15 protein-coding genes are annotated in these 16,534 nt (G+C 67.1%); 4 read left to right on the forward strand and 11 right to left on the reverse strand.

Annotated elements, in window-relative coordinates; genetic code table 11:
- Positions 1–21: 21 nt before the first annotated feature.
- The 7 genes from FHW58_RS17865 to ugpQ form a co-directional block, all read right to left on the reverse strand.
- On the reverse strand, positions 22–954 hold the full coding sequence (locus FHW58_RS17865) for an electron transfer flavoprotein subunit alpha/FixB family protein (protein WP_179674500.1): 933 nt from the start codon (positions 952–954) through the stop codon (positions 22–24).
- Positions 955–1,038: 84 nt separating this feature from the next.
- On the reverse strand, positions 1,039–1,788 hold the full coding sequence (locus FHW58_RS17870; protein ID WP_179674501.1) for an electron transfer flavoprotein subunit beta/FixA family protein: 750 nt from the start codon (positions 1,786–1,788) through the stop codon (positions 1,039–1,041).
- Between the two features lie 174 nt (positions 1,789–1,962).
- Positions 1,963–2,220 carry a sulfurtransferase TusA family protein gene (locus FHW58_RS17875; protein ID WP_179674643.1) on the reverse strand — a complete coding sequence of 86 codons (258 nt, stop codon included), beginning with the start codon at positions 2,218–2,220 and terminating at the stop codon, positions 1,963–1,965.
- 212 nt (positions 2,221–2,432) lie between these two features.
- Positions 2,433–5,045, reverse strand: coding sequence for an alanine--tRNA ligase (gene alaS, locus FHW58_RS17880; RefSeq protein ID WP_179674502.1), 2,613 nt, complete (start codon positions 5,043–5,045; stop codon positions 2,433–2,435).
- A 76-nt stretch (positions 5,046–5,121) separates the two neighbouring features.
- On the reverse strand, positions 5,122–5,544 hold the full coding sequence (locus tag FHW58_RS17885; protein ID WP_179674503.1) for a hypothetical protein: 423 nt from the start codon (positions 5,542–5,544) through the stop codon (positions 5,122–5,124).
- An 89-nt stretch (positions 5,545–5,633) separates the two neighbouring features.
- Positions 5,634–6,260, reverse strand: coding sequence for a helix-turn-helix transcriptional regulator (locus FHW58_RS17890; protein ID WP_179674504.1), 627 nt, complete (start codon positions 6,258–6,260; stop codon positions 5,634–5,636).
- 108 nt (positions 6,261–6,368) lie between these two features.
- Complete coding sequence (gene ugpQ, locus FHW58_RS17895; protein ID WP_179674505.1) at positions 6,369–7,121, reverse strand: glycerophosphodiester phosphodiesterase; 753 nt, start codon at positions 7,119–7,121, stop codon at positions 6,369–6,371.
- A gap of 20 nt (positions 7,122–7,141) precedes the next feature.
- Between ugpQ and FHW58_RS17900 the strand changes: the two genes are divergently transcribed.
- On the forward strand, positions 7,142–7,885 hold the full coding sequence (locus tag FHW58_RS17900; RefSeq protein ID WP_179674506.1) for a M48 family metalloprotease: 744 nt from the start codon (positions 7,142–7,144) through the stop codon (positions 7,883–7,885).
- 50 nt (positions 7,886–7,935) lie between these two features.
- Positions 7,936–9,165, forward strand: a complete 1,230-nt coding sequence (locus FHW58_RS17905; protein ID WP_179674507.1) for a CaiB/BaiF CoA-transferase family protein — start codon at positions 7,936–7,938, stop codon at positions 9,163–9,165.
- Between the two features lie 25 nt (positions 9,166–9,190).
- Here FHW58_RS17905 and FHW58_RS17910 read toward each other — a convergent pair whose 3' ends face one another.
- Positions 9,191–9,520: a hypothetical protein gene (locus FHW58_RS17910; RefSeq protein WP_229265389.1), complete on the reverse strand. Its 330-nt coding sequence runs from the start codon at positions 9,518–9,520 to the stop codon at positions 9,191–9,193.
- A 209-nt stretch (positions 9,521–9,729) separates the two neighbouring features.
- Between FHW58_RS17910 and FHW58_RS17915 the strand changes: the two genes are divergently transcribed.
- Positions 9,730–12,570, forward strand: coding sequence for an EAL domain-containing protein (locus FHW58_RS17915; RefSeq protein WP_179674509.1), 2,841 nt, complete (start codon positions 9,730–9,732; stop codon positions 12,568–12,570).
- Here FHW58_RS17915 and FHW58_RS17920 read toward each other — a convergent pair whose 3' ends face one another.
- On the reverse strand, positions 12,571–13,785 hold the full coding sequence (locus FHW58_RS17920) for an MFS transporter (protein ID WP_179674510.1): 1,215 nt from the start codon (positions 13,783–13,785) through the stop codon (positions 12,571–12,573).
- 94 nt (positions 13,786–13,879) lie between these two features.
- On the opposite strand from FHW58_RS17920, the gene FHW58_RS17925 reads away from it, so the two are divergent.
- Positions 13,880–14,824: a LysR substrate-binding domain-containing protein gene (locus tag FHW58_RS17925; protein ID WP_179674511.1), complete on the forward strand. Its 945-nt coding sequence runs from the start codon at positions 13,880–13,882 to the stop codon at positions 14,822–14,824.
- A 52-nt stretch (positions 14,825–14,876) separates the two neighbouring features.
- On the opposite strand, the gene FHW58_RS17930 is transcribed toward FHW58_RS17925, so the two are convergent.
- Together FHW58_RS17930 and FHW58_RS17935 are read right to left on the reverse strand one after the other, a co-directional pair.
- Entirely contained in the window at positions 14,877–15,749 is an 873-nt protein-coding gene (locus FHW58_RS17930; RefSeq protein WP_179674512.1) for a hypothetical protein, read from the reverse strand.
- 14 nt (positions 15,750–15,763) lie between these two features.
- Positions 15,764–16,534, reverse strand: coding sequence for a hypothetical protein (locus tag FHW58_RS17935; protein ID WP_179674513.1), 771 nt, complete (start codon positions 16,532–16,534; stop codon positions 15,764–15,766).

Here is a 16,534-nt window from a genome sequence, read left to right on the forward strand (position 1 = left end):
CTCGGTGTGCTTTACGCGTTTTTAGCCCAGTTCGGATACCAGCTGTGGCACGACTTCAAACAGGTCGCCGACGATGCCGTAATCGGCAACGGAGAAGATCGGTGCTTCCGGGTCCTTGTTGATGGCGACGATGGTTTTCGAGTCCTTCATGCCGGCCAGGTGCTGGATCGCGCCCGAGATGCCGACGGCGATGTACAGGTTAGGCGCGACAATCTTGCCGGTCTGGCCCACCTGCCAGTCGTTCGGCACGTAGCCGGCGTCGACGGCGGCGCGCGATGCGCCCATGGCGGCGTTCAGCTTGTCCGCCAGCGGTTCCAGGATCTTGAACGCTTCGCCCGAGCCCATGCCGCGGCCGCCCGACACGATGATCTTGGCGGCGGTCAGTTCCGGACGGTCCGACTTGGCCACTTCGCGGCCGACGAACGAGGACTTGCCCGAATCGGCCACGGCCGTCACGGTTTCCACGGCGGCCGAACCGCCGCTGGCGGCAGCGGCGTCGAAGCCGGTGGCGCGCACGGTGATCACTTTCACCTTGTCGCTCGACTGCACGGTGGCGATGGCGTTACCGGCGTAGATCGGACGCTCAAAGGTGTCCGGCGAGTCGACCTTGGTGATTTCCGAAATCTGCGCCACGTCCAGCTTGGCGGCCACGCGCGGCAGGATGTTCTTGCCGTAGGCGGTGGCGGGCGCCAGGATGTGGCTGTACGACGCGGCGAGCGCCAGGGCCTGCTCGGCCACGTTCTCGGCCAGGCCGTCGGCGAAGTGCGCGGCGTCGGCGTGGAGGACTTTCGAGACGCCGGCGATGGCGGCGGCGGCGCTTGCCGCTGCGCCGGCGTTCGAGCCGGCCACCAGCACGTGCACGTCGCCGCCGGCTTGCGCCGCCGCGGTCACGGTGTGCAGGGTGCTGGCCTTCAGGCTGGCGTTGTCGTGTTCTGCGATAACTAATGCGACCATGATTGTTCCTTTGCGTTGCCCCGCGCTGCGCGCGGGACAGGATAGTGATTGAGCTTGGCCCGCGCCGCGCGCGGGCCACAGGCATTAAATGACTTTGGCTTCGGTGCGCAGCTTGGCGACCAGGGTGGCGGCGTCCGGCACGATGATGCCGGCCGAGCGCTTGGCCGGCTCGGCGACTTTCACCGTTTTCAGGCGCGGCGTCACGTCAACGCCCAGGTCTTCCGGCTTGGTCACGTCCAGCGGCTTTTTCTTCGCCTTCATGATGTTCGGCAGCGTCACATAGCGCGGCTCGTTCAGGCGCAGGTCGGTGGTGACGATGGCCGGCAGCGTCAGCGCCAGGGTTTCCAGGCCGCCGTCCACTTCGCGGGTCACGGTCGCCTTGCCATCTTCCAGCACGATCTTCGAGGCGAAGGTCGCCTGCGGCCAGCCCAGCAGCGCGGCCAGCATCTGGCCGGTCTGGTTGGAGTCGTCGTCGATGGCCTGCTTGCCCAGGATGATCAGTTGCGGCTGTTCCTTGTCGGCCAGCGCCTTGAGCAGCTTGGCCACCGCCAGCGGTTCCAGCTCGGCATTGGTGTCCACCAGGATGCCGCGGTCGGCGCCGATCGCCATCGCGGTACGCAGGGTTTCCTGGCACTGGGTCACGCCGGCGGACACCGCCACCACTTCGGTCACCTTGCCGGCTTCTTTCAGGCGGGTCGCTTCTTCCACCGCGATCTCGTCGAACGGGTTCATCGACATTTTGACGTTGGCGATATCAACGCCCGTGCCGTCGGACTTCACGCGCACCTTGACGTTGTAGTCGACCACACGTTTGACGGGTACCAAGACTTTCATAGCTATGCCTTTGGGAAAAGATGAATTCGGGACTAAATAATGTGGGCTAGATTATATGAGAAATCCACGCCGCACAAGAAATCAAAGCACGATCGTGCTATTTTTCGCTAGTAGAAATCGTCTAAAAATAAAAGCCTCAAGACGAATTTCTAAAAGGGAAGAATGCAGCGGCTGTTATTTGCGCTGCATCAAAAAGACAAACTCACGGCCGGTCTGGACGTGCGACAACAGGGTGTTGCCGGTTTGTTTGCTGAACGCCTGGAAGTCGCGGACCGAGCCGGGGTCGGTCGCCATGATGCGCAGCACTTCGCCGCTTTGCAATTCGGCCAGAGCCTTTTTCGCCTTCAGGATCGGCAGCGGGCAATTAAGGCCGCGCGCATCCAATTCCTTGTGGAATTCGATGACTTCGTTTTCTAGTATCGTTTCGCTCATCAAGAAACCCGCTGGTTTGTGGGGAGGTGTCGTCATACTACTCCTTTTTGGAAGGGATGACGCGCCGCACCAAAATAGTTCGTTGTACGTTGCAAGTTCACAACGCAAGCTGGAAAGTATACAACAGGTCTCCCCAGACGACAACGGCCCGCGTACGACACAATATCGCACGCGGGCCGCATAAACGCTGCCTTACAGCGGGATGACGGGCGTTACACGCGGCTGCCGATCCACTCCGCCACGCCCGCCAGGGCGCCCGGCAGGCCGGCCGGATCGGTGCCGCCGGCTTGCGCCATATCGGGGCGTCCGCCGCCTTTGCCGCCCACTTGTTGTGCAACGAAGTTGACCAGCTCGCCCGCCTTGACCTTGCCGATGCTGTCGGCGGTGACGCCGGCGATCAGGCTGACCTTGCCGTCGTTGACCGCGGCCAGCACGATGGCGGCGGTCTTCAGCTTGTCCTTCAGCTTGTCCATGGTCTCGCGCAGGCCGGCCACATCGGCGCCGTCCAGCGTGGCCGCCAGCACCTTGATGCCCTTGACGTCGACCGCTTGCGCGGCCAGCTCGTCGCCCTGGCCGGCAGCCAGCTTGGACTTCAGCGCCGACAGTTCCTTCTCCAGCGATTTGACCTGGTCCTGCACCGCGCCGATCTTGACGGTCAGCTCGTCCGGATTCGACTTCAGCGCGGCGGCCGCCTCGTTCAGCTTGCGGGCCATGCCCTGCACCAGCGCCAGCGCGCCTTCGCCGGTCACGGCTTCCACGCGGCGGATGCCGGCCGCGACGCCGCCTTCCGAGACGATCTTGAACAGGCCGATGTCGCCGGTGCGCTGCACGTGCACGCCGCCGCACAGCTCTTTCGAGCTGCCGATGTCCAGCACGCGCACCTGGTCGCCATACTTCTCGCCGAACAGCGCCATCGCGCCATGCTTCACGGCGTCGTCAAACGACATGTGCTGGGCCTTGGTGGCGTGGTTTTCCAGGATTTCCTTGTTGACCTTGACTTCCACTTCGGCGATCTGCTCGGCGGTCAGCGGCGCGTTGTGGCTGAAGTCGAAGCGGGTCTTGTCCGGATCGACCAGCGAGCCCTTCTGCTGCACGTGCGAACCCAGCACTTCGCGCAGGGCCTTGTGCATCAGGTGGGTGGCCGAGTGGTTGCGGATGGTGCGCGCGCGCTTGGCCTGGTCGACGTCGGCATTGACGGCGTCGCCCACCTTCAGCGAGCCGGACGCCAGCACGCCGTGGTGGCCGAACACGTCGGCCTGGATCTTCAGCGTGTCGCTGACGGTGAAGCGCGCGCCGGCGTTGCCGATCACGCCCTGGTCACCGACCTGGCCGCCCGATTCGGCGTAGAACGGCGTGGTGTCCAGCACCACGATGCCCGGCTGGCCGGCGGTCAGTTCCGGCACCGGCGTGCCGGCCGAGTACAGCGCGATCACCTTGGCGGTCGCGTGGCTCAGGCTGTCATAGCCGATGAACTTGTTCTTCTCGCCCGAGTACTCCACCTTGGCGTCCTTGACCGACTTGCCGCCCTTGCGCGACAGCTCCTGGCTTTCCTTCAGGGCGGCGTCGTAGCCTTCCTGGTCGAAGTGGATGCCGCGCTCGCGGCAGATGTCGGCGGTCAGGTCCGGCGGGAAGCCGTAGGTTTCGTACAGCGTGAAGGCGGTGGCGCCGTCGATGCCGGTGGCGTCCTTGGCCAGCTGCGCTTCCAGCACCTTCATGCCGGTTTCCAGCGTTTCGCCGAAGCGCTCTTCTTCCGCCTTCAGCATCTTGGCGACGTTGTCCTTGGCTTCTTCCAGCTCCGGATAGGCGGCGCCCATCTCGATCGCCAGGTCGGCCACCAGCTTGTAGAAGAAGGGCTTGGTCTGGCCCAGCTTGTGGCCGTGACGCAGCGCGCGGCGGATGATACGGCGCAGCACGTAGGCGCGGCCCTCGCTGCCCGGGATCACGCCGTCAACGATCATGAACGCGGCCGAGCGGATGTGGTCGGCGATGACGCGCAGCGACTTGTTTTCCAGGTCGGTGGCGCCGGTTTCGCGCGCGGCGGCCTTGATCAGCGCCTGGAACAGGTCGATCTCGTAGTTCGAGTGCACGTGCTGCAGCACGGCGGCCAGGCGCTCCAGGCCCATGCCGGTGTCGACCGACTGCTTCGGCAGCTTGTGCAGCACGCCCTGCTCGTCGCGGTTGAACTGCATGAACACCAGGTTCCAGATTTCGATGAAGCGGTCGCCGTCTTCTTCCGGCGAGCCCGGCGGGCCGCCCCAGATGTCCGGGCCGTGGTCGTAGAAGATCTCGGTGCACGGGCCGCAGGGGCCGGTGTCGGCCATCTGCCAGAAGTTGTCCGACGCGTAGCGCGCGCCCTTGTTGTCGCCGATGCGGATGATGCGCTCTTTCGGCACGCCCACTTCGTTGGCCCAGATGTCGTAGGCTTCGTCGTCTTCCTGGTAGACGGTGACGGTCAGTTTTTCTGCCGGCAGCTGGTACACCTTGGTCAGCAGTTCCCAGGCGAAGTTGATCGCGTCGCGCTTGAAGTAGTCGCCGAAGCTGAAGTTGCCCAGCATTTCGAAGAAGGTGTGGTGACGCGCGGTGTAGCCGACGTTTTCCAGGTCGTTGTGCTTGCCGCCGGCGCGCACGCAGCGCTGCACCGAGGTGGCGCGGGTGTACGGGCGGGTGTCGGTACCGGTGAACACGTCCTTGAACTGCACCATGCCGGAGTTGGTCAGCAGCAGGGTCGGGTCGTTGCCAGGCACCAGGGAGCTGGACCGGACAATCGTGTGACCCTTGGATTCGAAGAATTTAAGGAACTTCTCGCGGATTTCAGATGATTTCATGTCGTATGGGTGAGATAGCTGGCCGGTGCAAAATCGCAAAAGAGTGATTATGCCACAGCCAGCGTCGCCTCCCCAGCTAGCGGGCCGCCAGCCGGACCACCACGTCCTCGACCTCGCCGCCGGCCGCCAGCCGCATCGGCACCGCCATCAACACTTCGCCGCCGGCCTCGCCGTTGTCGTCCAGATCGATGCGTACCTTGAGCTTGCGGTCCAGCGCCACGAAGGTGTTGCGGTTGGCCGCCACCAGGCGGTGCGCGCCCTCGTTGCCAACTTCACCATACATGGCGTGGTCGTTACCGCGCAGGCGCAGGATGCGGCCGTCGGACAAGGTATAACTGCCGCGAAACTCGCGCAACTCCGCGCTGTTCATGCGGTACACCTGCTGCGGCAGGTCGATCGTCAGGCGCGGCGCCGGAATGGTCACCCGTTCTTCAAGCTGCGCCTGCGCGCCCACGCTGGCGGCGCACAGCAGCGCACCCAGCAGCCATTGCATTTTCATGATGAAGCCTCCCCAGGTTGGTCAGACAGACGCTCCCTCGGGTGGAGCGCTGCTGCCAGTCTAGGAAGAATAAACGGCAACCACATCGTTCAAACGATGGAGGCGGCGCCAAAGCGGCCGGCGTCGCGGTGCAGCATGGCCACCAGCTCGCCCTGGCGCCGGGTGCCGGTTTTGCGGAACAGCTTGTGCAGATGGGTTTTGACGGTGTGCAGGCTGATGTCCAGCGCGGCGGCGATGTCCTCCAGCGCGTCGCCATGCGCCAGCGCCAGCGCAACGCCGGCCTCGGCCGGGGTCAGGTCGAACAGCTGCATCAGCAGCTTGCCGGACAGCTGGTAGGCGTCCGGGTCGATGGCCAGCACGATGGCGCAGGCCGGCAAGGCTGGCAAGGCGGCCGGCGGCAGGAACGGCGCCACCGCCAGCAACAGCGGCTGGCGGCCGCCGCGCGGCAGGCTCAGCACCCGCTGGGCGGCGCCGTGGCCGTCCGCCAGCGCCGCCGCCACCGCGCGCGCCAGCGACTGCGCGCCGCAGCCGGCGTCCTGCATCAGTTTGCGGCCGTCCAGGCGCAAGGCCGTATCACGTTCCAGCAGCGCGGTCGCGGCCTGGTTGGCGTGCAGCAGGCACAGCTCGGCATCGATCAGCAGCACCGCCGTGTCCATGCGGTTGAGCGCGGCGCCGAGATACACGGCGGCCGCCTGGGACGTCAGCGTCTGTGGCATAGTTCCTCCGTATTCCCGGCCCGCCAACCAGCATACACGCGGAACGCCGCTTGGGCGGTAAAAGCTTTTTATTGAAAAGCCGCCGGGCAGCGGTCGCGCGCAATCGGCTCAGGCGAAATCCGGGCCGATCAGGTCGATGCGGTCGGTGCAGAAGCCGTCCACGCCCCAGTCCAGCAGGGTGCGCGCGCGGGCCGGGTCGTTGACGGTGTAGCAGAACAGGCCGTAGCCGGCGGCCTTGATCTGCGCCGCCAGCTCCGCCGTCAGGTGCTTGTGGTTGGTGTGGATGGCAACCGCGCCGAGCGCGCGCGCCTGCTGTTGCCAGTCGGCCGGAATCACGTCCAGCAGGTAGCCGCGCGGCAGTTCCGGCGCGGCGTCGCGGGCGGCGGCCAGCGCCTCGTAGCTGAACGAAGACAGCAGCGGATACGCGGCCGGATCGCCGGCCGCCAGTTCGGCGGCGTAGCTGTCGCGCGTGACCCTGGCCACCCAGGCGCCGGTGGCCGCCTCGTGGCCGTCGGCCGGCTTGATTTCCACGTTCATCCAGATCCGCTGCGCCTTGCAGAAATCGATGAACTGGGTGTAAAACGGTAGCGGTTCGTTGCGGAAGGCGGCGCCGAACCAGCTGCCGGCGTCCATGCCGGCCAGCGTGGCGGCGTCGGTGTGCGCCACGCTGCCCTGCCCGGCCACGGTGCGGCCGAATGCCGGATCGTGCACCACCATGCCGATGCCGTCGCGCGACAGCATCACGTCAAACTCGACGGCGTGGAAACCGCGCGCCAGGCCGGCGCGCAGGCCGGCCAGGGTGTTTTCCGGCGCCAGCGTGCCGCCGCCGCGATGTGCAACAATTTTCGGATAGGGCCACATGGCTGCGCCTTGAGGTGGTTATGATCAGGATACCAACGTTATCACGAATCATCGCACCGCTGCTAGCGGCGGCCTGCTGCGCCTGCCCGGCCGCCGGGCCGACGCAGGACCAGATCATGCAGCGCGCCGCCGCCATCTACGCCGGCCGGCTGACAGCGTACACCATCGACCGCGACGATGCCTTCACCGCCCGCGTGCGCCGCATCGCCGGCGCGCTGATCGCCCAGGCACGGCGCGACTACCCGGACACCGCCGGCTGGGCCTGGGAAGTCCACACCACCGACACGCCGGAGCAGAACGCCGACTGCATGGCCGGCGGCAAGATCCTGGTCAGCCAGGCCTATGTCGAGCGCCTTGGCCTGAGCGACGCCGAGCTGGCCATGCTGCTGGCGCACGAAATCCAGCATGCGGCGCTGCGGCACAATCTGCTGGAATACCAGGCGGCGCTGCGGCTGGCGCCGTCGTGGGCCGCGCGCCCGTTCGCCGAACTGGAATACGCGGTCGACAACGACCGCGCGCTGATGGCGCTGCTGGCCGACACCAATTACGCGCAGGAGCAGGAAGCCGACCGCGAGGGCCTGCTGCTGGCGTGGCGCGCCGGCTGGCCGGCGGCGGCGCTGACCGGCTATTTCCGCAAGATGATGCGCGACAGCGAGACGCCGCGCTTCAGCCGCGGCGACTACCCGGCGCCGGCGCAGCGCTGGCGGGCGGCACAGGCGGTGGCGGCAAGCTTGCAAAAAAACCACGTGCAGCCGGACGACTGAACCACTACACTAGCGGCCTGATTGTCCGTGCTCATAAGGTGAAACACATCATGACAGCTCCAAAAGCGCTAGGCCATATCCGCGTCCTCGACCTGAGCCGCGTACTGGCGGGACCGTGGTGCTCGCAGAATCTGGCCGATCTCGGCGCAGACGTGATCAAGATCGAACGGCCCGGCAGCGGCGACGACACCCGCGCCTGGGGCCCGCCGTACGCGCGCGACGCCGACGGCAAGGACACCACCGAGGCCGCCTACTACCTGGCGGCCAACCGCGGCAAGCGCTCGGTGACGGTGGACATCGCCAGCGCCGAGGGCCAGCAATTGCTGCGCGAGCTGGTGCGGCAGTCCGACGTGGTGCTGGAGAACTACAAGGTCGGCCAGCTGAAACGCTACGGCCTCGACTACGAGTCGCTGGCGGCGCTCAAGCCGGACCTGGTCTACTGCTCGGTGACCGGCTTTGGCCAGGACGGCCCGTACGCGCACCGCGCCGGCTACGATTTCCTGATCCAGGGCATGGGCGGGCTGATGTCGGTGACCGGCGAACGCGACGACCTGCCCGGCGGCGGTCCGCAAAAAGCCGGCGTGGCGCTGACCGACCTGATGACCGGCATGTACGCCACCATCGCCATCCTGGCCGCGCTGACGCACCGCGACCGCACCGGCCAGGGCCAGTACATCGACATGGCGCTGCTGGATGTGCAGGTGGCGATGCTGGCCAACGCCGGCAGCAATTACCTGAACAGCGGCAAGGTGCCCAAGCGCTGGGGCAATGCCCATCCGAACATCGTGCCGTACCAGACCTTCCAGTGCGCGGACGGCTACATCATCGTCGCCACCGGCAATGACGGCCAGTACCAGAAGTTTGTCGAGGCCGGCGGGCGCGGCGACCTGGCCTTGCACGAACGCTATGCCACCAACCCGCTGCGGGTGCGGCACCGCGACGAGCTGGTGCCGCTGCTGGCCGAGATGGTGCTGCAACATCCGCGCGATTACTGGATCAGCACGCTGGAAGCGGTGGGCGTGCCGTGCGGCCCGATCAACAACCTGGACGAGGTCTACCGCAATCCGCAGGTGGCAGCGCGCGGCATCGTGATGGCGGTGCCGCACCCGACCGCCGGCACCACCAAGCTGGTGCGCAGCCCGATGCGCCTGTCCGCCACGCCCACCGACCACGCCGTCGCCCCGCCGCTGCTGGGCCAGCACACCGACACCATCCTGCGCGACCTGCTGGGCCGCAGCGACGACGACATCGCGGCCCTGCGCGCGAAAGGCGTGCTGTAGTGCTCACGCCCGGCGGCCTGCCCGTTCAGACACTCATGTCACGCTTCAGTTCCTGGATCTGGCTGTGCATGTGCGTGACCGCGCCCTTGATCTGGCCCGACAAGGTGGGGATGTAGTTGCAGATGCGCCGGGCGCGCTCGGCCAGCAGGTCGAGGTCGCGCACCAGCTGGCGCACGCGCGCCTCGTCGCGGGCCTGCAACACCTCGCGCGCGCCGTCGACGTGCTTGTCCATCAACTCCAGGCAACTGCGCAGTTCGCGCGGCAGGCCCGGTTCGGCCGACGCCGCCTGCGCCGCCAGCCGGACCGCGCGCTCGACAAAATAAAAGCGGTGCTGAATATCGTTCGGATGCAGCATGATGGTCTCCTCCATGAAGCAGGCACCCCGGTGCCTGTGCGGATGAGACAGCGGCGCCCGCCGCCAGTTGCGCCGACCCGCCCGGAGACTGATCCAGATCAGCCCGCAAGCAAATAAAAACGCCACACGCCGGGGCCGGAAGTATGCCAGCCAGCCACAGCCTTCTGCTACTATCGAACCATACCGTTTTCGCATGGGCAAAACCCGCTATGGACCGACACCCGCAGCCAGCCTCCACCCGCGCGCCCCGGCGCCACCGGACGCAACGCGGCGGAGCAGCTAGCAAGCAGCAAGCGGATGCCTTCGACCAGCTGTTCGGCGCCAGCCGCTACTTTGCCTTCGCCATCGGCGAGGACGGCCGCCTGCTGGCCTGGAACCAGCACAGCGACGACGTGCTCGGTCCGCTTTCCCGCCGCACCCCGGCCAACACGCTGTACGCCACCTGGGCGCTGCCGATGCTGCAGAACGAGGCGCTGCCCATCGCCCGCATGCGCGGCGTCTGGCGCGGCGAGATCGAACTGCTGGGCCGCGACGGCGGCGGCCACCCGGTCACGCAAAGCATCGAATGGCGCGCCGACGCCGCCCCGCCCTGCTTCCTGTGCCTGGCCCATCCGCTGGCCGACTACGATGTCTACGAATCGCGGCTGCGCTTCAAGTACCTGTTCGAGTCGCATCCGCTGGCGATGTGGGTGTACGACCTGGAAACGCTGCGCTTCATGGTGGTCAACGCCGCCGCCGTGGTGCAGTACGGTTACACGGAAGCCGAGTTCCTGCAGATGACCATCCGCGACATCCGCCCGGCCGCCGAGCTGGAACGGCTGGACCGCAACCTGGCCGCCACGCCGGCGCGCGGCTCGGAGCAGTCCGGCATCTGGACGCACGCGCGGCGCGACGGTACGCTGCTGCAAGTGGCCATCTCGTCGCATTCGGTGACCTTGTCCGGGCGGCCCGGCCGGCTGGTGTTCGCGCACGACCTGACCGAGCGGCTCACGCTGGAGGCGGCGCTGCACGCCTCGCGCGAGCTCAAGCAACTGGTCATCAACCACATCCCGCACCAGATCTTCTGGAAGGACCGCGACGGCGCCTATCTCGGCTGCAACAGCGTGTTCGCCCGCTTCGCCGGCCTGCACAGCAACGCCGACGTCGCCGGCAAGCGCGACGAGGATTTCCCGTGGGCGCACAACGCCGACGCCATCCGCGCCGACGAGCGCGCCATCATGGCCAGCGGCCGCGGCCGCCTGAACGAGGAAGACCACATGACGCTGGCGGACGGCACGGTCCACTGGTACCTGATCAACAAGCTGCCGTTCCGCGACCAGCAAGGCCAGATCATCGGCGTGCTGGGCACGATCGAGGACATCACCGAGCGCAAGCAGGCCGAGCTGACGCTGCAGCTGCGCGGGCGGGCGCTGGAGGCCAGCGTCAACGCCATCGTCATCACCGTCCATGACGACGGCAGCGACCGCATCGAATATGCCAACCCGGCCTTCGCCCGCCTGTTCGGCCACGCGCCGGACGCGGTGCTGGGGCACGACCTGGAGTCGCTGCTGGGCGTGCAGGCGCACGACCAGCAGCAGGCGCTGCACGCCGCCATGCAGTCGCGCCAGGAGGTCACGCTGCTGCTGCGCACGCGCCACCGCGACAGCACCGCGCTGTGGACCCAGTTGCACGTCGGCCCGGTGCGCGGCGCCGACGGCGCCATCAGCCACCACGTGTGCGTGCTGACCGACATGACCGCCATCCTCGAATACCAGGAGCAGCTGGAGCACCAGGCCAACCACGACGCCCTGACCGGCCTGCCCAACCGCGCGCTGCTGAATGACCGCATGATGCAGGGAGTCACCTTCTCGCAGCGCTTCGGCCACAGCCTGTGGCTGGTATTCATCGACCTCGACAACTTCAAGCTGATCAACGACCACCTCGGCCACCAGGCCGGCGACGAGCTGCTGTGCGTGATCGCCAACCGCCTGCGCGCCTGCGCCAGCGAGGGCGACACCGTGGCCCGCCTCGGCGGCGACGAATTCCTGTTGCTGCTGCCGGTGGCCAACCAGCGGCCGATGTCCAGCCTGCTGCAACTGCTGCAGGACGCCATCGGCGCGCCGGTCACGCTGAACGGCCAGACGCTGGCGGTGACCTGCAGCATCGGCGTCAGCGTCTACCCGGCCGACGGCAGCGAGCCGGAGCAGCTGCTCAAGCACGCGGACATCGCCATGTACCGCGCCAAGGAGGCCGGCCGCAACCAGGTGCAGTTCTATGAGGCGGCGATGCATGCGCGCATCGCCGAGCGCGCCTCGATCGAAACCGAACTGCGCCATGCGCTCGCGCGCGACGAACTGCGCCTGGTGTACCAGCCCAAGCTGGACCTGCGCAGCGGCGCGGTGACCGGCATGGAGGCGCTGCTGCGCTGGCAGCATCCAGTGCTGGGCGCGGTGTCGCCGGCGCGCTTCATCGGCGTGGCGGAGGAGACCGGCATGATCGTGGCCATCGGCCGCTGGGTGCTGCGCATGGCCTGCACCCAGGCGGTGGCGTGGCAGCAGGCCGGGCTGCCGCCGCTGCGGGTGGCGGTCAACCTGTCGGCGCGCCAGTTCCGCGACCAGGGGCTGCACGACGAGGTCCGTTCGGCGCTGGCCGACAGCGGCCTCGACCCGCAATACCTGGAACTGGAATTGACTGAGAGCCTGATGATGCACAACGTCGACGACGCGGTGGCGGTCATCACTGAACTCAAGCAACTGGGCATTGCGCTGTCGATCGACGACTTCGGCACCGGCTATTCCAGCCTGTCCTACCTGACGCAGTTCCCGGTCGATTGCCTGAAAATCGACCAGTCTTTCACGCGCGAGATGCTGGACCAGCCGAAGGTGGCCGCCATCGTGCGCTCGGTGATCGCGCTCGGCCACAGCCTCGGCTTCCGGGTGATTGCCGAGGGCGTGGAAACCGCGGCCCAGCTCGACTACCTGCGCACCCAGGGCTGCGACGAAATCCAGGGCTACTACTTCAGCCGCCCGCTGGCGCCGGACGCCGTCGCCGAACTGCTGCGCACGCGCTGACTAGCGCTCCGCCTGCCCCAGCGGCGCCAGCGTGCGCAGGCGCAGCGCGACCAGCAGCGCCAGCAGCAGCGAGCAGGACAACACGGCCACCACGCCCGGCCAGCCGGCGCGGCCCCACATGATGCCGGTCGCCGAGCCGACCACGCTGGAGCCGAGGTAGTAGAAGAACAGGTACAGCGCCGACGCCAGCGCCTTGTTGCTGGTGGCGCGCCGCCCCACCCAGCTGCTGGCCACCGAATGGGTGGCGAAGAAGCCATAGGTGAACACCGCCACCCCGAGCAAAATCAGCGGCAGCCAGTTGGACAAGGTCAGCAGCAATCCGCTGAACATGATGATGGCCATCATCCACAACACGTTGCGGCGGCCGTAGCGGTCGGCCAGCCGGCCCGCCCACACCGAGCTGTAGATGCCGAGCAGGTAGAAGAACGACACCGCGCCCACCAGGCTCTGGCTTAGCGTGAACGGCGCGCCCAGCAGCCGGTAGGCGATGTAGTTGTACAGGCTGACAAACGCGCCCATCAGCAAAAAGGCCAGCGCGAACAGCCACGGCAGCCCCCGGTCCGCGAAATGCAGCCGCAAGCCGGCCGGCAGCACGCGCCAGCCATCGCCCGACGGCCGGAAGTGGCGCGATGGCGGCAGGCTGCGCCAGAACTCGAACGCGGCGTAAATCCCGGCCGCGCCCACCACGGCCAGCGCCAACCGCCACGAAAAATGGTCGCTCAGCACCGACGTGATCACCCGCCCGGCCATGCCGCCGAAGGCACTGCCGCTGATGTACAGGCCCATCGACAAGCCCAATGATTGCGGTTCGATTTCCTCGCCCAGGTAGGCCATGGCGATGGCCGGCATGCCGCCCAGCACCGCGCCCAGCAAGGCGCGCATCACCAGCAATTGCGGGTAGTTGTGGGCAAACGCGCACAGCAGCGTCATCACGGCCGCCACCGCCATCGCCGCCACCATCAGTGGCTTGCGGCCGCAGCGCTCCGACACGGCGCTGGACAACACCAGCGAGAGCGCCAGCGCCCCGGTCGACACCGACAACACCATGCTGCTCTGCGCCGCCGTCAGCGCGAATTCGTGCGACAGCACCGGCATCAACGGCTGCACGCAGTACAGCAGCGCGAACGTGGCGAAGCCGCCGAAGAACATGGCGCGGTTGCTGCGTTTGAATTCCTGGCTGCCAAGGGCGATACGGGGCATGGTGGCGGCTAACATGGTAATCCTGCGAGGTGCGATGCGTTTATCTTAGGATTGCGTCACTAAGCTGTCCAATATATATTTGAGACGTTGCTTATACTTTTAAAAGATAATGGAACTGCGCCACCTGCGTTATTTTGTTGCCGTCGCCGAGGAGCTCAGCTTCACGCGCGCGGCCGAGCGGCTGCATATCGGCCAGCCGCCGTTGAGCCATCAGATCCAGATGCTGGAGGCGGAGGTGGGCGCGCGGCTGCTGGAGCGCAGCAAGCGCTGGGTGCGGCTGACCGAGGCCGGCAAGCTGTTTCTCGACGATGCGCGGCGGGTGCTGGCCTTGTCCGAGCAGGCGATGCACACCGCGCGCCGGGCCGGGCGCGGCGAGGCCGGCGAGCTGCGGGTCGGCTTCACCTTTTCCACGCCGCTGACGCCGCTGTTCGCGGCGATGATCAACCGCTACCGCCAGCGCTATCCGGGCGTGCAGCTGACCTTGCAGGAGATGTCGACCGTCGGCCAGATCGAGGCGCTGGCGGCGCGCGAGCTGGACCTGGGCCTGGTGCGGCCGCCGGAGCTGACCTTGCCGGAGTCGGTGGAGCTGACCGTGCTGCGGCGCGATCCGCTGGTGATGGTGCTGCCGGCCGGCCACCCGCTGGCGGCGAAAAAGAAGATCGCGGTCAGCGACCTGCGCGGCGAACCGCTGGTGATGTACCCGGAAAGCGCCGGCACCGGCATCCATCCGCAGATTAACCGGCTGTGCAGGGAGGCCGGCTTCAAGCCGACCATTGCGATGGAGGCCGGCGAGGCGTCCACCATCATCGGCCTGGTGGCGGCCGGTTGCGGCGTGTCGGTGCTGCCGAGTTCGTTTGACATCATCCGCATGAGCGATGTCTGCTACCGGCCGATGGCTGACGCTTCGGCCACCACGGCGTTGTATCTGGCCAAGCGGAAGGATGCGGCGTCGCCGCTGGTGGCGGCGTTCGTGGAGGTGGCTGCCGAGGCGGCCCGTCCACGTCCACGCACCCGTCCACATACCCGTCACTCCGGCGAAAGCCGGAGTCCATGACGAGCATGCGTTCCATGGGTTCCGGCCTTCGCCGGAACGACGGGGGCGGGGGTCAGGAGTAGTCCGCGTCCAGCTCGGAGCCGGCGTAGTTTTCCAGTTCCGCGAACAAGGTTTTCATGGCCGTGCGGCCCTTGATGTTTTGCAGCACCGTGCAGGTCTGGCGGTAGCTGTCGATGCGCTCCAGCAGCACCGGATGGTGCTGCGCCGGCACCTTGGCCACCAGCTCGGCCCAGCCGGCCTCGTAGTCCGGCTTGTTCTTGCGCACCGCCTTGACGAAGCGCTCAAACTCCTTCTGGCCGGTGCGCGCGACGATGCGGCCGCCGCCCTCCACCGCGAAGATGATGGCCAGCGCGATCACGCCCTCGGCATTCAGGTCGGCGTCGCTGACCGGGCCCTCGGTGTTGTGACGGCGCAGCCAGCCGGCCAGCCGCACCACCGCCTGCACTTCCTTGCGCTGCTTGAACTGCACCGCATAGCGCGCCGTGCCGTCCCAGTTCTGGTTCGGATCGGTCTGGCAGATGTCGATGAACTTCTCGCGCAGGCGGCGCGCGGCGTACACCGGGTCGGTGTCGTACTCGCCCACCAGCGCGTCCTCCGGCAGCGACGACAGCTCCTTGATCATGCGGAAGCCGATCTGGAAGGCGTGCTCGGCGCCCTCGTCGATCAGCAGGTCCAGCGCGGCCAGGTCGTCCTCGTCCGGCAGCGCGTGGTCCAGCCCCAGCGACACGCAGCCCACCGTCAGCTGCAGCGCCTTCTGGATGCCTTCGGCGGTGCGGTCGTTGGTGAACTTCTCGGCCACCATGGCGGTGATGCCGGTCAGCTCGTCGGCCAGCGTGTAGGCGGCGTCATCATCCGGGTGCCTGGCCAGCTGCTGGATGGCGCGGGTCAGGCGCGGCAGGGTTGCTACTACGATTGCGGGCAGCATCGATGGGCCGCCCGTCACGAGAAGATGTTGGTGCCGACCGTGCGGCGCGTGGTGCGCACAGCACGCGTGGACGGCACCTGCTTGCGCAGACGGTACAGCAGCTCCTTGGTCGAGCGCTGCAGGATGGTCGGCTCGGCGTCCGGATCGTCGTCGTACTCGGCGTCGGCCAGGTCGGCGCTGTGGCGGAATTCCGGGAACAGCTCGAACAGCGCGCGGTCCCAGCCGTCTTCCGACGCCTGCGCCAGCGCGATCGCCACCGGCACGATGTCGCTGTCGGACGAGGTCTGGCCGGTCAGGTACGGGCCCTTCGAAATGACTTCGCCGGCCACTTCCAGGATCTCCTTCGGCGCCAGCGAGAACAGGATGGCGAAGATGGTGGCGCCGTGGTCGGTGGCCGAGGCGGCCGCCAGCAGCTCGTTGCGGCGCTCCTCGTCGTCGGTGGCGAACACCACGCCGTGGATGTGGGCGAACAGCGACTCGGCGATGCGCTCCGGATCGTCCTCGATCTGGTCGTCCGGCCAGGTGGCGGCGATGAAGGCCAGGCTGTCGGCCCAGGCCTTCGGCGGCACCAGCAGCGTGGTCAGCGACATCTTGCCGCCGTCAAAGCCGGCCATGTGCAGCGCGGTCACCTGCGGCGGGATGTTGTTGAGCACTTCCACCACCGCCAGGTCGCCGAACTGGTCGGCGGCCTCGGCAAAGGCTTCCTCGGCGTGGCTCAGCGAGCCGGCCAGCACCAGTTCCGTCACTTGCTTGCTCAGTGCGGGCAGATTAGATTTCTCGGACAT

It is taken from the genome of Duganella sp. 1224 (assembly GCF_013408245.1).
In the GTDB taxonomy this organism is placed as follows: Bacteria; Pseudomonadota; Gammaproteobacteria; order Burkholderiales; family Burkholderiaceae_D; genus Rugamonas.

Bases quoted from the DNA above. Each gene is read 5' to 3' on its own strand.
- FHW58_RS17920 (WP_179674510.1), bottom strand. From the start codon at position 13,785: ATGTTAGCCGCCACCATGCCCCGTATCGCCCTTGGCAGCCAGGAATTC.
- FHW58_RS17875 (WP_179674643.1), bottom strand. From the start codon at position 2,220: ATGAGCGAAACGATACTAGAAAACGAAGTCATCGAATTCCACAAGGAA.
- FHW58_RS17900 (WP_179674506.1), top strand. From the start codon at position 7,142: ATGATCAGGATACCAACGTTATCACGAATCATCGCACCGCTGCTAGCG.
- FHW58_RS17885 (WP_179674503.1), bottom strand. From the start codon at position 5,544: ATGAAAATGCAATGGCTGCTGGGTGCGCTGCTGTGCGCCGCCAGCGTG.
- FHW58_RS17890 (WP_179674504.1), bottom strand. From the start codon at position 6,260: ATGCCACAGACGCTGACGTCCCAGGCGGCCGCCGTGTATCTCGGCGCC.
- FHW58_RS17915 (WP_179674509.1), top strand. From the start codon at position 9,730: ATGGACCGACACCCGCAGCCAGCCTCCACCCGCGCGCCCCGGCGCCAC.
- FHW58_RS17910 (WP_229265389.1), bottom strand. From the start codon at position 9,520: ATGCTGCATCCGAACGATATTCAGCACCGCTTTTATTTTGTCGAGCGC.
- FHW58_RS17870 (WP_179674501.1), bottom strand. From the start codon at position 1,788: ATGAAAGTCTTGGTACCCGTCAAACGTGTGGTCGACTACAACGTCAAG.
- FHW58_RS17935 (WP_179674513.1), bottom strand. From the start codon at position 16,534: ATGTCCGAGAAATCTAATCTGCCCGCACTGAGCAAGCAAGTGACGGAA.
- FHW58_RS17925 (WP_179674511.1), top strand. From the start codon at position 13,880: ATGGAACTGCGCCACCTGCGTTATTTTGTTGCCGTCGCCGAGGAGCTC.
- FHW58_RS17865 (WP_179674500.1), bottom strand. From the start codon at position 954: ATGGTCGCATTAGTTATCGCAGAACACGACAACGCCAGCCTGAAGGCC.
- alaS (WP_179674502.1), bottom strand. From the start codon at position 5,045: ATGAAATCATCTGAAATCCGCGAGAAGTTCCTTAAATTCTTCGAATCC.
- FHW58_RS17930 (WP_179674512.1), bottom strand. From the start codon at position 15,749: ATGCTGCCCGCAATCGTAGTAGCAACCCTGCCGCGCCTGACCCGCGCC.
- ugpQ (WP_179674505.1), bottom strand. From the start codon at position 7,121: ATGTGGCCCTATCCGAAAATTGTTGCACATCGCGGCGGCGGCACGCTG.
- FHW58_RS17905 (WP_179674507.1), top strand. From the start codon at position 7,936: ATGACAGCTCCAAAAGCGCTAGGCCATATCCGCGTCCTCGACCTGAGC.